This is a genomic window from Streptomyces sp. NPDC041191 (assembly GCF_055591945.1).
This window is the reverse complement of record NZ_JBVIZC010000024.1, coordinates 1-15,048: the sequence shown is the minus strand read 5'-3', so window position 1 is coordinate 15,048 and position 15,048 is coordinate 1. Positions and strand designations below refer to the sequence as shown.

The window sequence follows — 15,048 nt, the reverse complement described above, 5'->3', positions numbered from 1 at the left end:
CTTCCTGACCGGGCCGTCCGGCGGAGGAGCACGACGGCAGGGGAATGAGCGGCGAGTGCCTGGCGCAGCGCCGTACTCGTCCCGGCCGTCACCGGACTCGCTCGCCCCGACGCCGGCCTGTTCGGCGCGCTCGACGACGGCGGCCGCGGCGACCGGCACGACGGAGAGAATCTCCGCGCACTCCGGGTCGAGCTGGGCGAGCGCACCGGCCAGGACCTCGAGGGCGGCGGCCACGTCCTCCACCGCACCCGCGCTCCACTGCGCCGGACCGGCGGTGTCGGCCCGGCGTGCACGCCGCGACGACGGCCTCCTCCGCCAGCGCCTCGACCCCGCCGAACTCACCAGTCAGCTTCATGTCCCACCCGCCGAGACGCAGCCGCGCAAGGTTATGCGCGCTGATCACATGATGACGTCCGCGTTCCACCCCCGATACAAGGCCGTGGGCGCTTCACCGCCCGACGTGGACGCGATCCGGTGAGGTGTCACGGGCTGGTGAGGATCGAGTGTGTCCCGACGCGCCGCCACACGATGTGCCGCTCGCCGGTTATCCGTGCCCGGCCGTAGCACCACGTCGCGTGCCCGTCCGGGGCCCAGGTGAGTTCGAAGACGCCCGGAGCGGAGCGGACGCCCTTGATACGCAGACCCGGGTGGAAGGGCCGTCCGGTGCGCAGGTCGGGGACGAAGGTGTCCAGGACGGTGCGGCGGCAGCGTCGGCGCTGGGCGGGGGTGAGGCGGTCGAGGTCGGTGGCGAAACGGGGAAGCGCCTCGTACGTCGGCATGGCGGTCCTCCAGGAAGCACGAAGCCCCCGGCCGCGGTGGCCGGGGGCGAAGAAGCGATCGGGCAGGGGAGGGCTGTTACCTGATGCGGACCCTGGCGCGGGTGGAGGCCAGGGACTGGAGACGTGGAGGGGTGAAGCCCTGCGGCGGGGCCGGTTTCTGACGAGGAGACCGGCCCGTGCTCATCACGGGATGAAGGACTGCAGCAGCGTCATGAGCTCCCCTACCGCCCAGCGGCGGACCTCGCTGCACACGTCCTTAGCCAAGTCCGCCTTGCCGGACAGGCCCGTGCTCTGGGGCCGGGTACGGAAGTACGCGACCAGCGCGCGCAGGTAGCGGGTGAGGCGCCGGCGGCCGGGCTGGTCGGGCTGCTGGGTGTTCTTGGCGGTCACGGTTCCCCCTATGGGTGCGTTCGAGCTGAGCTGACGGGTAATGAGGGCGCGGCGGATCGCCGCGCGGCTGGTCGCCTTCGTGGGTGTGGTGCGCAGCTGCCTGGAGCGGCTGTGAGAGGTGCCACGGGGTGGCTGGGGGCGAACGGCGCCCCGGTGTACGGAAGCCACGGCTTCCTCCTTCCTGAGGTGGAAGCCGGACCATGGAGCACCCGGGGTGCTTACGTCGCGTCCTGGCGAACGGGCCCTCTTCGGGGCCTAGAGCGCAACGGTTACCTGCGGCGCGATGGGCGTCCGGGCCTATAACAGACGGGTGTGTTTGCGTCGCCTCCTCGACGCTTCAGCACACCGATGAGAGAGCACAGGGGGTTTACGCGATCTGAGTGACGGTGATGCGGCCGGTCGCCGAGGGCCTGTAGCAGACCGGCGTCTTTGCGTCCTGGGGTGGCATTCCCTGGGCCGGGACGGGTGTTCCGGAAGGGTGTGAGGTCACCAGGCGGGTGTGAGGACGAGGAGCCCTCACACCCTTGGTCTAGGGCGTCCAATGCCGAGACCGTGACGGCCCCGGCCCGCCGCGCAGGTCGGGGACGAAGACTTCGAGGACGGCGCGGCGGAATCGCTGATGCTGTGCGGGGGTGAGGCGGTGAAGGTCGGCGGTGAAGCGCGGCAGGGTCTCGAACGTGGGCACGGCGAACTCCTCCAGGACACACGAAGCCCCCGGCCGGTGGCCGGGGGCGGTGGTGGATAATCGTGTTGAAGGGCGTCGGTGACTCGGTCGTTCAGTGGTGGTGGGTGGTCGGGGAAGTGGTGCCGATGTGGTCGTGGCGCAGCATTCGCACGGCTCGGGTCAGAGGCTGTAGCGGGCGTTCATCGCGTCGTTCCACTTCTGCGAGTTGAACGGGTCGCTGGTGCAGTTGTCGCAGTGAGGCAGGTAGTCGGTCCGGGTGGGGGACGACATGCCGGCCGAGTAGACGATGACGTCCGGGACCAGTGTGAGAGGGCGGCGGCACAGCGGGCAGAGGTCTCCGTGCAGCAGTTCTGTATGCATGCGGCGGGCTATGCACACGTCGGCGGCTTACTGTCTCGTGCTGGTGCGGCGGCCCGTCTGACGGGCGCTGCGGTAAAGATCTGGTGATGCCCTCCCGCCCGGCGGGACCGGTTTTGGATCGCGCTTTTGTACGGGTCAGGGCCGGGGTTCCATGGGCCGGTGATCAGCATGTCGCCAGTTCGCCCGGGGGCCGGGGTGCGCTACCTGTTCCGTGGCGTGATGGTCGGCGACGGCCACCGCCGGGCGGGTACGCCGCTGTACGCCGCCCAGGAGGAGGCCGGGGGCCCGCCCGGTGTGTGGAAGGGCCGGGGTCTGGCCGCGCTCGGCCTGGCGGCCGGGGACGTGGTGAGCGAGCGGCAGGCCGAGCTGCTCCTGGGGGAGGGCCGGCACCCGGACGCCGATCGGATTGAGCGCGAGCGCCTGGAGGCAGGCGACGATCCGGCGACGGCGCGGCGGGCGACCGTGCTGGGCAGGCCCATCGAGTACAATGCCTCGCCGAAGACGGAGGAGGCGAAGGAACGCACGCCGTGGCTGGCGATGGACCTGGTTTTCCGGGCCCCGCCGACGGCTCACATCGCGTGGGCGCTCACCGACGACGAGACCCGTCTCGTGCTGGAGGCGTGCCAGGATGTCGCCCGGGACAAGACGCTGGCGTGGCTGGAGGAGTCGGTCGCGCAGATCCGATGGAAGGCCGGCGGCAAGCACCGTCGGCCGGTGAAGGACGGTCTGGTCGTCGCGGTGTTCCGGCACTATGAGTCGAGAGCCGCCGAGTCGAAGCCGCTGCTCCACGACCACGCGGTGCTCTCGATCCGCGCCCGGCGCCCGCACGACGGGAAGTGGGGCAACCTCTCCGCGGACTCGCTGATGACCCACATCGTTGCCGCTGACACTCTCTACACCCTCCACTTCATGGAGGAGGTGACGGCTCGGCTCGGGTGGGCGTGGGAGCCGCGCGAGATCACCCCGGGCCGCCGGCCCGTGATGGAGATCGCGGGGATCGACCGGCGGCTGATCGGCTGGCAGTCGACCCGCCGTCAGCAGATCGAGGACGCGCTGTCCGTCCTCACGGTCAGGTACGAGGAGAAGCAGGGGCACGCGCCCGGGGAGAAGGCCGGCTACGCGCTGGCGTGCCAGGCCGCCGACCAGACCCGCCCGCCCAAGCGCACCGAGCTGATGTCGCTGACCGAGCTGCGGAGCCGATGGCGAACCTCCGCGATCGCCGCGTTCGGCGCCTGCACCGTCTACCGGCTCGCCGAGCGGGCGAGGGCGGCAGCCGCGGCGGTGTGGGCCCGGGTGCGGCCGGTGGTCGACGTCGTTCTGGCGGCCGTCGACGTCGTCGCCGTGGTGTATGTGATGCGCGGCGCTTTCGCACGCCACCACCTCCTCGCCGAAGCACGCCGCCACCTCGCCTACGCCCTGCGCGGCCGCCGCCACGAGCCCGGCCTGGACGAGCGGATCGTGCGGGCGGCCGTCGACGACTACGCCCGCCCCGTCGGGCGCGGCCGGAGGATGACCGCCGATCTGCGCACCCTGTACCCGAGCGACACCGAGGACCAGGCCGTGCTGCGCCCGCTGACCCGGAAGCGGTCCGCGCCCCCGTACGAGCGGGCCCGCCTCGCCGCCGGCGCCCTGGCCGCCCGCGTCCGCGCCGCCCGGCGAGCAGAGCGCCTGGGCTCCCGCTCTCGCCCTTACGCCGTCGCCGTGTCCGTCGCCTCGAGTTCGCACCCGCGGCCGCTGCGCACCGGCCGGAAGGACAGCCGCCTCCTGGAGCCGGAGACCGGCGTGGTCACGGTGGAGCAGACCCGCCGGACCTTGGAGGCCGCCGCGCAGGTGGCCGCCACGCTCCAGGACAGCCGGCGGGCGCGCGAAGCCGCCCACGGTCCCCGCCCGCAGCCGGCCCCGGCGACGCACACCCAGCACCCCGGCACCCATCCCGCGCCGGGCAGAACCACAGGAGGAGTCGCGTGAACACCCCGGAAGAACGCCCCAACCCCGACGACGCACTCGCTCGTGCCCGTGCCGCCCGCGAGCAGATGGCCGCCGCGCTCACCGAGGACCAGGAACCCGACCCCGACGAGCCCGTGGGGTGGCAGACGGTCTGGAAGCGGCCGAGGAAGCCGAAGTCGGAGGCCGCGGAGAAGGCGGAGCTGCGCAAGCAGCGCAAGCGACTCCAGCAAGCCGCCAAGCGCCGCCTCGCCGCCGGGAACTCGCGCCGGCCCCGCTCCCAGCAGAGCCGGATCGGCAACGCCGCCGCGCGCCGCGACGCCCGCGACCTGTCCCGGGTGCGGCACTCAGGCGCCTGGCTGTGGTGACAATGCCGGGCACCATCCACTGAGTGGAGCCCACTCAGTGGCCTCCATCGGGTGGCCTCCACTCAGTGGGCTCCACCGAGCGGCTTCCACCGAGTCGGCTCCACTCCGGTGCGCCAGACGACGGTGGACTCCACCGTGGTGCGCACCCACATGGTGCGCCACCGCACCCGGTGCGCCGCACCACCCGACGACGCCCGGCACGCGCGCGCACTCGGTGCGCCGCACTCGATGCCCCGCACCACACCGGTGCGCGCCCGCCGGCCCACCCCTTGACCGGGTTCCGGCGAGCGCGCATCACCCCTTGACCAGGTTCGCCATCCAGAACGTTTCCCCTTGTCAGGCCCGGTGTGGACTTTCCGTCAGACCGTGGTCAAGGGGGTATGTGATATAGGAGCTCGCCCGTGCCGTGGCAGGCGCCCGGTGCGGTGCGCTGGGGCCGGTGGCGCGCACCGCGAGGGGTGTGTGGTGCGCCGGTGCCCGCACCACCGACGCTGTCACCGCACCTGGTGCGCGTGGTGCGGTGCGCCGGGGACGCGCGCCGCACCGCACTCCATTGTCACGGTGGTACGGCTACGCGGTGGGGCGGTGCGCCGGGTGTGCTTCCATCGCCTGCTTCATCCCCGCGGCCTCCAGTTGGCGCAGGACATCGGCGACGCCGCCGTGGTCCTCGGTGAGGATGTTCTCGGTGAACAGGATGATGGTCTGGGCGACGCCCCGCGCGCCTGCCAGGCATACGCCGTGGCACAGGAGCTCCAGCAGCAGCCGTCCGAGCGCGGCGGCGAGGAAGGAGTGCGCGTACGGTTCCCCGTTGTGGTCGTCTTCGGCGGTGATGGGGATGAAGACGCGTGCGGCGACGTCCAGGAGCGTCCGGCACAGCTGCTCCGGGCCGATGTCGTCGGCGACCGCGCCGACGGTGTTGATGTCGGCGGCATGGATCGCCTGGATGTAGGCGAAGGCGTCGGCGACGTCCTGCGGCTCCATCGGGGCGAGCGGCGTGGTGACGGTGTTCTCGGGCATGGGTGGCTCCTCGTCTTCGGGCCGCCCCGCTGATCGCGGCGGCCTCGAAAACACCCTCGATCTGCGGCCCTGTGGACAGAGTGCGGCCGCCGGGGGAGAGCTCTCCCCCTCCGATCGAATCGGACGAATCGGGGCTGCAAGGGGCAAACGCGGCCCTGTTGTCCGGCAGGGTCGGCCGGGCCTCGGATCGGGCTCTGACCCCTTGTCCACCTCCGCTACCGCTCCGGCCACGGCCGCGTTTCCCCTGGACAGTGTCCGCTACCGGCACCGGTCAGACCGGGGACAAGGGGGTCGGCTGCACGCTGCTCCTTCGCCCCGGCCGCCCCGGCCGGGGCAGCGAAGGAGAGCAGACGATGACGACCACCCACCCGAGGGCTGGGCGGCGGCGCCGCGCGGGCCGATCGGACGTGAAGGCCGGCCCGGACTGGGCAAGCCCAAGAGGCGTCCCTGGGCACCCCCTTTGGAGGGCCCTTGGGATCCCCCTTTGGTGCCCGGCACCCGAGGCCGGAGGAAATCCCCTTGTCAGGGCCGCAATCGGCGCGAAAACTGCGCCGTCACAGCCCTCTTCTCTCCTCTACATGTCCGTATTGGAGGAGAGCATCGGGTTCCGGGGGGCCGGACGCCTTTCCCGGCCGGGCGCGGCCAGCGGCGGCAGCGGCGGCGGTCGGCTGGCGGCCGGTCGCGAGCAACGAGGGAGCAGAGCTGATGGCGGGGAAGCGGAAGAACAACCCGGCGGGGTCGACGAACACCTATCGCGGTGACGTGCTGCGCGTGCTCGGAGCGCTGAAGGTCGCGACGACGGATCAGATCCAGCGGATCGGCGCTCCGCATCTGACGTTCCGGCACGCCGACAAGCCGACCCCGTCGAAGCGCAAGCAGGCCCGTACCGCCTCGCACACCGCTGCGCTCTCCGACATGCGGGGGCACGGCCTGTCCGAGAACGGCGGCTCCACCGAGACGGGTGACGCCCTGCGGAACCTGACCCCCAAGGGCCTGCAGGCTGCCTCCTACGAGCTGAACCGGCCGGCGGGGGAGATGGGCTCCACCGCGCGCGGCGCGGGCTCGTCAGGGGCCTCTCACCCGATGGCCGTCAACGAGACGGTGATCGCGATGCTGCGCCCGAAGCTGAACATGGCCAGGCTCGCCAAGGACTCGGCCGAAGTACGGGCCGCCGCCCAGGCCGCCGTCGACTCACCGGATGGCATCGGCACGATCGCCTCGTTCTGGACCGAGGTCCCGCTCCCGGCGACCGGCACGTGGAATACACCGGGCAAGGGCGGTGCCCAGGCCGACATCGTGCTCACCGCTCCGCAGGACGGGGTGCCGCTTCTGTTCATCGAGGTCGACAACTGTCACGAGACCGCCGAGGAGCTCGCCGACAAGCTGGAGAAGTACGCGCGGTTCTTCCGGCGGAAGGTGAAGGACACCGACGGCAAGGAGCGCCCGATGTGGCGTACGCGCTGGACGGTCCCCGAGGGCCGGATCGGCGATGTGCCGCATCCGCCCGTGCTGCTGGTGTTCAACCGCATCGGCGAGCGCAACCCCAACCGCACCGTTCCGCGCCTGATGGAGCTGACTCGTCACCTGTGGCAGGGGCAGCGGCTGCCCGGCGGGCACCATCTCTACGACCGGAAGATCCCGATCATCGCGGTCGGGCTGAACCAGCTGCGTGAGCACGGTCCGGCCGGGCCGGTGTTCGCCCGCTTCGGCCGCAGCGGCCCGCAGACCCTGCTGGAGGCGATCGGCAACTCGCGCCGCGAGGCCGCCGACGCCCGTGAGCAAGAGGAGGCCAAGGTCTGGGCGGCGCAGTACCAGGCAGAGATGCGGCGGGCAGCCCAGGAGCATGCCGCGAACCAAGCAGCCGAGCGCGAGGCCCGCCGTCCCGTGTGCGCTGGCTGCGGGGCGAAGTTCACTGACGCCCGCTGGCAGGCGGTACAGCCAACGGACTGGGGAGCCACGAAGGACTCCCACCCGCACCTGTGCGACGACTGCAAGGCCGGCGCCGTCTTCAGCCCGGCGGCTGGCACGAAGGAGCGCCAGGAGCCGGTGCGCGGCGCAGCAGGGGCGCACGACTTCTGGCCCGCCCCCGAGCGCCCCGTCTGCACCGAGTACGGGGCCGCGTTCACCGACGAACGATGGAAGGCGACCAAGTCCGTCGGCTGGACTGCTTCCCCAGCGAAGCGCCCGACTCTGTGCGGGGACTGCGATCAGCGGTTCGAGGCCGACCTGGATAAAACCTGGGGTGTGAGCCACCGGCAGGAGGAGCCCGACCAGGAGCAGGACCAGGAGCAGGCAGTCCCCAAGCAGAAGGCCCCCGGCTGGCTCTCCCGTCTGCGCGGCTGAGCCGGGCAAGCCGCCGGCACAGGGGAGTGGGCAAGCCCAAGGCGACCCTGGGCAAGCCGCCCCGGACGGCGGCTTGCCCACCCCGCCGGGACGCGCTGAGGTGGGCAAGCCCGGCCGGACATCCCGGCCGGAGCCGGTGGAGGAGGACGTGGTGCGAAGCTTCGAGACGGGCGAGACGGTCGTACGGCGCGACGTGCACCGTGGGGGCCGAGTGTGGAGCGAGCAGGCGCTGCGGGTCCTCGAGGACACCGGCGAGGCGCTGGTGACTGCCTGCGCGCCCGGGGCGGAGGCCCGCTGGCCTGCCCTGTACGCGAAGGCCCGCGATGACAAGGACCGCTCGGTGCGCACGGAGGCGTTCGACGCGATGGCGACCGGCCGGTGGGAGCTCGCGGACGCGGTGTGGCAGGAAACCGACCTGCTGCTGTGGAAGCCGCCCGCGGCCTGGTTCAGCGTCAACGCCTTCTTCGTCCCCGACAGAGCCAGCGGGCGCCGGCTGCGGAACTGGTACGTCAACTTCGAGCACCCCACCCGCCGCACCGAGGACGGGTTCGACACCTTCGACCTCACCGTGGACCTGGTCGTCACGCCCGACCTCACCCACTGGGAGTGGAAGGACGAAGACGAGTACGCCCACGTACGCCGCCTCGGCATCGTCACCGACACCGAGCACCAGGCCGTCGACGACGCCCGCGCCGAGGTCCTGGCGATGCTCGCCGAACGCGCCGGGCTGTTCGCGCACGCGGAGCGGTGGGCGGCCTGGCGGTGGGAGCCGGCCTGGCCCACGCCCCGCCTGCCCCGGCCCCGGCGGCCGTGAAGAGGGTTGCACCGGAGGGAGGCTGAACCGTTGCCTGGACGGTTGCATGCGGCGGGGGACCGGAGGTGTGACCGGCGGTGGGAGCCCGTCAAATCGGACACCGCTCGTTGTGCCTGGTCAGCGCCGGTGGGCAAGCCTCCCCGCGACGGCGACACCTCTAATTCGTTAGTAATTAGAGGTTCTGGATCTCTGAGGGGCCCGGGGCGGCGTTACCCAGCCCGGGGCAGGACGTGTGTGGTCCGGTCGGTGCCGTGGTGACCCCTACGACCCCTCCGACCGTGCGAGGTCTTTGTAAAGACTGGTAGCGCTGGGCGCCGGCCGGTCCTCGCACGTTCTGCCCCGCGGGCCCGTCAGGTTCGGGATCCTCGATGGATGAGCTGCCGCACGGTGACGCGTTTCTCCTCACGAGCTCCGAGCTCTGGACACGGCGCGCGCCCGTGCGGCCTTGCGGCGCCGCGCACGGCTGATGAGGTGGCGGGCCTTGGAGCCCTGGAATTAGTGCGCCGTGCGGCCCCGCGTGCTCGCCTTCGAGAAGGGCACCGGAGAAGGGACGGGATCCATGGACGTGTTCTGCGGCATCGACTGGGCGGAGGGACACCACGACGTCGCGCTCGTCGACGACACCGGCAAGCTGCTGGCCAAGTGCCGGATCAACGACGACCTGGACGGCTACAGGCTGCTGCTGGACCTTCTGGCGGAACACGGCGACACCGCGGAGAAGCCGATCCCGGTGGCCATCGAGACCAGCCGCGGCCTGCTGGTCGCCACGCTGCGGCAGGGCCCCCGGAAGATCTATGCGGTCAACCCGATGGCTGCCTCCCGCTACCGCGACCGGCACGGAGTCAGCCGCAAGAAGTCGGACCCGGGTGACGCCCTGGTCCTCGCCAACGTCATCCGCACCGATGCGCCGGTGCACCGCCCACTGCCCGCCGACACCGACCTGGCCCAGGCCGTCGCGGTCCTGGCCCGCGCCCAGCAGGACGCCGTCTGGAACCGCCAGCAGGTCGCCAATCAGCTGCGGTCCCTGCTGAGGGAGTACTTCCCGGCGATGATCGAGGCGTTCCGGGACAAGCCGGGAACCCTGACCCGCCCCGATGCCCGCCGCATCCTCGCCGTCGCACCCACGCCTGCCCTGGCAGCCAAACTGCAGATGTGGAGGCTGACCGCCATGCTCCGGCGGGCCGGCCGCGGCCGGGGCATCGAAACGGACACCGAACGAATCCAGCAGATCTTCCGCGAGGAAGCCCCGCGGCAGCTGCCCCTCGTCGAGGAGGCCATAGGCAAGCAGGCCCTGGCCCTGCTGCTGCAGCTGGACGCGGCCTGCGAGGCAGTCGATGACATGGCGCGGGCCACCGAAGAGGCCTTTCGGTCGCACCCGGACGCGGCGATCATGCTGAGCTTCCCCGGGATCGGTCCCCAGGTCGGTGCCCGCATCCTGGGCGAGATCGGCGACGACAGGAGCCGCTTCGTCACTGCTGGAGGACTGAAGGCGTACGCCGGCTCGGCCCCGATCACGCGGGCCTCCGGCAAGCGCCGCTACGTCGGACGCCGGTTCGTCAAGAACAACCGGCTCAACCACGTCGGCCACCTATTGGCCTTTGCCTCCCTCAGCGGCTCTGCCGGCGCGGACGCCCACTACCGGCGCCGCCGGGCAGGAGGAGACTGGCACATGCAAGCCCTGCGGCACCTGTTCAACCGGATGCTCGGCCAACTCCACCACTGCCTCCTGGCCCGCATTCCGTTCAACGAATCGATCGCCTTCCCACCAGAGCCGCTACCAGCAGGAACAGCCTCCACGTGCACGGTCCAGCCCACCTGATGAGGCGATACCGAAAGGTGCGACCATCGTCGGATGCGAGGGATTGATGAGCTGGCCAATGTGGATGACCCGGCGTGGCCAGAACTGCAGGGGATCGTCAGGGAAAGCTCCGTGCCGGTTCAGGTGCTGCCCGTAGACATCAACCAGGGCCGCCGATGCCTTCTGCAGATGCAGGTCAGCGCGCGATCGATGCTGGGTGCGCTGGCATGGAACACCGGCGGGTTGCTCGTGGACAACGGATGGCTGCGAGTGTTCGGCGGGGGTTCGGGTTCCGTCGCGGATGGGCAACTCCCGAGTCTGGCGCAGGTCAACCGTTTTCCCACGGACCTCGACCCTGGCTGGCATCCAGTGACGGGTCTGGTCGTCGGCCATGACATTGTCGGAGGGGTCTTCGCGTTGAACGGTGGCGATCCCGCCGCCGCGGGCCGCCCCGGGGCACCTGGCCAGATGACGTACTTCGCTCCCGACACTCTGGAGTGGGAGGCGATGGAGATGGGCCACTCCGCGTGGGTTGCCTGGCTGCTCTCGGGCAGGCTGGAGACGTTCTACGACGGAGTGCGCTGGCCCGGTTGGCGTGAGGAGGCCGCGGCCTTGGCCTTCGGGCAGGGTCTATCTGTCTATCCGTTCCTGTGGTCTGAGGAAGCTCACGCCGATCTCGCGGCTACGAGTCGGCGGCCTGTACCGATGCGTGACGTGCTCGGGGCCGCGGCGGACTTCGCCCGGCAGATGGGGCCGTCCGATCCTAGGTTCCTGGGCGACGTGTGACTGGCTTTGCTGTGTCAGCGAGGGTCCCCGGAGTTGGGGGGCTGGGCCGAGGTTCTGCGGGCGGGATGGGGGGCGACCCCCCCACGGCTTGACGGCTTAACTGCATGAGGTGTCTTTCTCCGCGATAGCCGGAGGAAGAGGTGGGGTGGTCCGGGGCCAGGCGGACGGGCCGCTCCCCGGACCCCGAAATTTCTCATGTAGAAGCAGGAGAAGCCCGCGTCCCCCTCGGTGGGGGCCGGGCGGGAGACTGGCGTGGTGAGTACCGCACCACGCCAGGCCCTCGGCCGCGGCCGTACCGATCTGCCCGAGCCGCCCGCCCGCGCCCCAAGAGCCGGGACGGCCGCCCAACGCGCCGCCTCCGACGACTGGACCGCCACGCCCGAACCCGCGCCCGGCGACGAGCCGGTGGCCGGGGAACGGCCCGCGCGGCGCCGCCTCGGTCCCGGCCCGGCGGACCCGGGCACCGGCTGACCCGGCCTCCGCCCCTCGGCGCGATGTCCGGTCCTGTCCAAGTCGACGGATCTTCGGGTCGGACTTCCTGAAGCCCTCTCAAAGGGGCCTGTTAGGAAGTAGTCGGCGGTGCCGGCCTCTCCCTCGCACCCCTTGACCTTGCAGGTCACAGCATCGCGCGGGGACCTGGAGGCAAGTTGAAAGGCAAGTGCTAGGGCAAGTTGAAAGGCAAGTTGTAGGGCAACCTGCTCGCGCCCACTGCCTTCCCCTGTTGTGTGACGTGCGTCACCATCACATTCCGGTTCTACCGCCCCATAACTAAAAGGCGAGGGAGGCGGCGCGGGGTGGTGCCCGTAGCGGTTCCCAAGGCCGCGTTCAAGACCTCGACCGCGCGCGCATGCGCAGGTCAGGTCTTGAACGCGGCCTTTCGTCATGAGCACGCTGGACGGGGCTTGCGCCGCTTGGGTGACGCCCCGTCATAGTCCGACCCGTTGCGCCGACCCTCCTCGCGACTGCCGGCCTTTGCCGCCGTACCGGGAGCACCACCGCGACACCCCCTTCACCCGCACGCCGATCCGGCGTGCCCGCCCATGCCTTCGGGAGGCCCTGCCGTGTCCACGCTCGCCCTGCTCGTCGTCCTGCTCCTGGTCCTCGTCGCCGTCCTGTTCCTCGGCGCCATCGGCTACCTGACCCACCGCCACCCGCAGCTCGCCAGGCCGCTGGGCGCCTGCGGAACCTGGGCCGCCGTCCTGGTCGCCGCCGTCGCCCTGGTCCTCGCCGTCCGGTGACCCGGCTCTGCCACGCGACCTGTCACACAACCGCTGCCGACCTGCGCTGATACCCTCCCGCCCCCATCCTGGGCCCGGTGTGACAAACCCACGTGACAGCGCCCGCCGACACGCCCCGTCTCGTTGCTCGTTGCCCGTTGCCCATCCTCAGGCGCAACGGGCAACTCCTACCGCGCCCCTGGCCGGGCCGGGATCGTGGTGGACATGCAGACCACACACCTTCCCGGGCGCGGCCTGGTCTCCGCCGTCATCTCCTCAATCGGCGTCCGTCACGACGGCGCCCACGCTCTCGTCACCGATGGGCTCTACCTCGACCTCAGCTGCGCCCTGCGCAACCCCGCCGCCGACCCGACCATGTGCTACCGCACCGGTCTGGACGCCGACGTCTACGCCCACGTCCTGAAGACCCCGGCGCCCTGACCCTGATCACCCGGACCGCCGTCCAGCTCCGGGCCCTGGCCGACGAAGTCCCCGTGGGCCGCCTGGTCCGGCTCACGGTGGCATGCCAGGGAGGCCGTCACCGAAGTGTCGCGGCTGCCGAGACGGTCGGCCGGCTCGTCTGGGAGGCGTGGGGCGGCGCGTACGGCGTCGACATCGAGCACCACCACGTCGACCACCCCGTCCTGACCTCCTCCACCCCGTCATAGAGCCCATTCAGCCCTGGGGCGGCCGCAGCTTCACCGCCTCGCCAGGCACGACTGATGACGCCCGTATGCGCCACCTCACCCTCGGCCTCCCGCTCCACCACGCCGCCCGCCTCCTCGACACCCAGGACACCGGCCCCACCGACCACGACCTCCAGCGCCCGACGGCCGACGCCCTCGGAGAGGTCTACTTCCGCGACGGCGGCCACCGCGCCCACGACCTCCTCGTCGAGCTGACCGACATCGAACAGATCCAGTTCGAGCGGCAGACGTCCTCCTCTTACGCCCCTTCTTCAGGGCCGGTACCGCGCCGGGGTGAGCTCGCTGCGAAGGAGGTCAAGGAGGTCATGTCGATCGAGTACGACATCACCCCTGTCGCCCTTGATCTTGACCGCTGTTGCGCAGGCGAGCCCGATGTCCCTGCTTGCGGCAACCAAGATTTTTTTCTCCGTCACCACGCTGCGAGCCGACCCGTGCTCCCGGACATCCGATACGCTCACAGTCGCTTGAGGAGAAATCTGAACAGTCGTCCTACACAGCTCTCTATATAGCTATCTAATTAGTCTTCCTAATATGCACTACCAGGCCGCAAGTCAGCGAAGCTGACCGTGAGTTGCAAGTTGGACAGTTCCGCAACCGTTGTGGCAGAGTGTCTCCCATGACGTCGATTCAGTCCACTGTGAACGAGCCGGAGTTGGGGGACAGGACGACCTGGGACGAGTCGGCCGCCTCCAACATCGAGGGCTCGAATGCCGACCCCGAGGGCTCGATGAGCCCGAGCAGGACCATCGAGCTGCTGCTGAAGCGCTCGCAGCGGGCCAACCGCACTGTCCCCATCAGGAGGTTCTTCCTCCAGTTGGGAGACAACCCGGACACGCGGCCCGGACCTCTCAAGACGCTCGTCGCGAGCCGCCAGGAGCGGGCGCTCGACCTCTACCTCCTGGTGGCGGCCGTCACCGGCGGCAAGGACTACTCGGTGACCGAGTGGTCGAGTACGTGGGCCAGGACCATCGGCATCCTCGACGAGAAGTCCGGGGGCTCTGCGGTCTCCCGAGCGTGGAAGGCGCTCAGGGACCTCGGTCTCATCACCACCGCCCGAGGCTCCAAGCGCAGGACCATCATCACCAAGCGCATGGAGGACGGCAGCGGCGCGTACGAGCCGCCCATCCAGATCGGCGAGAAGTACCTCCAGCTTCCGTTCGAGTACTGGGAGGAGGAACTGCACACCAAGCTCTCCCTGGCGGGCAAGGCGATGTTCCTGATCGCCCTTGCCCAGAGGAAGAACGAGTTCCCCCTCGTCCACGCGAAGATCAGCCGCTGGTACGGCCTGGCCCAGAAGACCGTCGCAGTCGGCATCGAGGACCTGGTGGAGAACAGGGTCCTGAAGGTGGCGAGGACCGAGTACTTCGACACCCTTGCGACCCGCTCCGGAAGGGCTTCCCGTCCCATCTACCGGCTGGTTCCGCCCTTCCACCAGCGCGGACTGCCCGCTGCAACGCCCGAAAACGTCTCCACCCACGCGGGAGCGGAGAAGTAAAAAACCGCGTCGCCCCTCCCTGGCTACCAACCTGTGGGGCGAACGCGGTCCGACCATCGATAAGAACCGACGGATAGGAAAGAGTCTATGACCTACATGCCCGGCAGTTCCTTGCCGCACCCCCTTTCCCCGCGCCGGATGCGGGTCAGAGCGTTCCTGGTCATTGTCGGCTTGATCATCCTGAACGACATCGACCCCGACTACGTGGACAACCTCGGGACCTGGCTCGGCATCGCCAGCCTGTTCCTCCCGGAGCTGTTCATCCGTCGCAGGGACGAGCCGCCGGGGAACCTGGCCCTCCTCGTCTGACCTCAGGCCGCTGAAGTCGTGCCCCTTAGCGGCCCA

At 70.4% G+C, this 15,048-nt stretch carries 19 protein-coding genes; 14 read left to right on the top strand and 5 right to left on the bottom strand.

The genetic code is table 11. The annotated features are described in order from the left end of the window. The 4 genes from ACZ6AQ_RS28755 to ACZ6AQ_RS28740 form a co-directional block, all read right to left on the bottom strand. On the bottom strand, positions 1–234 hold a 234-nt coding region (locus tag ACZ6AQ_RS28755; RefSeq protein ID WP_468763679.1), incomplete at its 3' end, for a hypothetical protein. Positions 235–482: 248 nt separating this feature from the next. After that, positions 483–779 (bottom strand): hypothetical protein, encoded by a 297-nt coding sequence (locus ACZ6AQ_RS28750; protein WP_468763677.1) that lies wholly within the window; start codon positions 777–779, stop codon positions 483–485. A 183-nt stretch (positions 780–962) separates the two neighbouring features. Beyond that, the gene (locus tag ACZ6AQ_RS28745; protein WP_468763676.1) at positions 963–1,169 is read right to left on the bottom strand and encodes a hypothetical protein; all 207 of its coding nucleotides are present in this window, start codon (positions 1,167–1,169) and stop codon (positions 963–965) included. Between the two features lie 844 nt (positions 1,170–2,013). Continuing rightward, positions 2,014–2,214, bottom strand: coding sequence for a hypothetical protein (locus tag ACZ6AQ_RS28740; protein ID WP_468763674.1), 201 nt, complete (start codon positions 2,212–2,214; stop codon positions 2,014–2,016). 219 nt (positions 2,215–2,433) lie between these two features. On the opposite strand from ACZ6AQ_RS28740, the gene mobF reads away from it, so the two are divergent. From mobF to ACZ6AQ_RS28725, 3 genes are read left to right on the top strand one after another with little or no spacing between them, the layout of a single operon-like run. Then, entirely contained in the window at positions 2,434–4,182 is a 1,749-nt protein-coding gene (mobF, locus tag ACZ6AQ_RS28735; protein ID WP_468763680.1) for a MobF family relaxase, read from the top strand. Further along, positions 4,179–4,526: a hypothetical protein gene (locus ACZ6AQ_RS28730; protein ID WP_468763672.1), complete on the top strand. Its 348-nt coding sequence runs from the start codon at positions 4,179–4,181 to the stop codon at positions 4,524–4,526. Before mobF ends, ACZ6AQ_RS28730 begins: the two co-directional genes overlap by 4 nt. 51 nt (positions 4,527–4,577) lie before the next feature. Continuing rightward, complete coding sequence (locus ACZ6AQ_RS28725) at positions 4,578–4,799, top strand: hypothetical protein (protein ID WP_468763670.1); 222 nt, start codon at positions 4,578–4,580, stop codon at positions 4,797–4,799. Positions 4,800–5,096: 297 nt separating this feature from the next. On the opposite strand, the gene ACZ6AQ_RS28720 is transcribed toward ACZ6AQ_RS28725, so the two are convergent. Continuing rightward, positions 5,097–5,543 (bottom strand): hypothetical protein, encoded by a 447-nt coding sequence (locus ACZ6AQ_RS28720; RefSeq protein ID WP_468763668.1) that lies wholly within the window; start codon positions 5,541–5,543, stop codon positions 5,097–5,099. A gap of 705 nt (positions 5,544–6,248) precedes the next feature. Here ACZ6AQ_RS28720 and ACZ6AQ_RS28715 point away from each other — a divergent pair. The 11 genes from ACZ6AQ_RS28715 (at position 6,249) to ACZ6AQ_RS28665 (ending at position 15,012) form a co-directional block, all read left to right on the top strand. Next, complete coding sequence (locus ACZ6AQ_RS28715) at positions 6,249–7,886, top strand: replication-relaxation family protein (RefSeq protein WP_468763666.1); 1,638 nt, start codon at positions 6,249–6,251, stop codon at positions 7,884–7,886. A 151-nt stretch (positions 7,887–8,037) separates the two neighbouring features. Beyond that, positions 8,038–8,700, top strand: coding sequence for a ribonuclease FAU-1 family protein (locus tag ACZ6AQ_RS28710; protein ID WP_468763664.1), 663 nt, complete (start codon positions 8,038–8,040; stop codon positions 8,698–8,700). Between the two features lie 559 nt (positions 8,701–9,259). After that, positions 9,260–10,519 carry an IS110 family RNA-guided transposase gene (locus tag ACZ6AQ_RS28705; RefSeq protein WP_468763662.1) on the top strand — a complete coding sequence of 420 codons (1,260 nt, stop codon included), beginning with the start codon at positions 9,260–9,262 and terminating at the stop codon, positions 10,517–10,519. 33 nt (positions 10,520–10,552) lie between these two features. Continuing rightward, positions 10,553–11,284, top strand: coding sequence for a DUF2625 domain-containing protein (locus ACZ6AQ_RS28700; protein WP_468763660.1), 732 nt, complete (start codon positions 10,553–10,555; stop codon positions 11,282–11,284). Between the two features lie 255 nt (positions 11,285–11,539). After that, positions 11,540–11,755, top strand: coding sequence for a hypothetical protein (locus ACZ6AQ_RS28695; protein ID WP_468763658.1), 216 nt, complete (start codon positions 11,540–11,542; stop codon positions 11,753–11,755). A gap of 590 nt (positions 11,756–12,345) precedes the next feature. Next, positions 12,346–12,522 carry a hypothetical protein gene (locus ACZ6AQ_RS28690; protein WP_468763657.1) on the top strand — a complete coding sequence of 59 codons (177 nt, stop codon included), beginning with the start codon at positions 12,346–12,348 and terminating at the stop codon, positions 12,520–12,522. Positions 12,523–12,726: 204 nt separating this feature from the next. Beyond that, positions 12,727–12,942 (top strand): hypothetical protein, encoded by a 216-nt coding sequence (locus ACZ6AQ_RS28685; protein ID WP_468763655.1) that lies wholly within the window; start codon positions 12,727–12,729, stop codon positions 12,940–12,942. Between the two features lie 53 nt (positions 12,943–12,995). Continuing rightward, positions 12,996–13,169, top strand: a complete 174-nt coding sequence (locus ACZ6AQ_RS28680; protein WP_468763682.1) for a RapZ C-terminal domain-containing protein — start codon at positions 12,996–12,998, stop codon at positions 13,167–13,169. Then, positions 13,091–13,717 (top strand): telomere-protecting terminal protein Tpg, encoded by a 627-nt coding sequence (tpg, locus tag ACZ6AQ_RS28675; protein WP_468763653.1) that lies wholly within the window; start codon positions 13,091–13,093, stop codon positions 13,715–13,717. Before ACZ6AQ_RS28680 ends, tpg begins: the two co-directional genes overlap by 79 nt. 107 nt (positions 13,718–13,824) lie before the next feature. Continuing rightward, on the top strand, positions 13,825–14,703 hold the full coding sequence (locus ACZ6AQ_RS28670) for a hypothetical protein (protein ID WP_468763651.1): 879 nt from the start codon (positions 13,825–13,827) through the stop codon (positions 14,701–14,703). A gap of 171 nt (positions 14,704–14,874) precedes the next feature. Next, a complete protein-coding gene (locus ACZ6AQ_RS28665; protein WP_468763649.1) occupies positions 14,875–15,012 on the top strand; it encodes a hypothetical protein in 138 nt (45 codons plus the stop codon). Positions 15,013–15,048 lie beyond the last annotated feature (36 nt).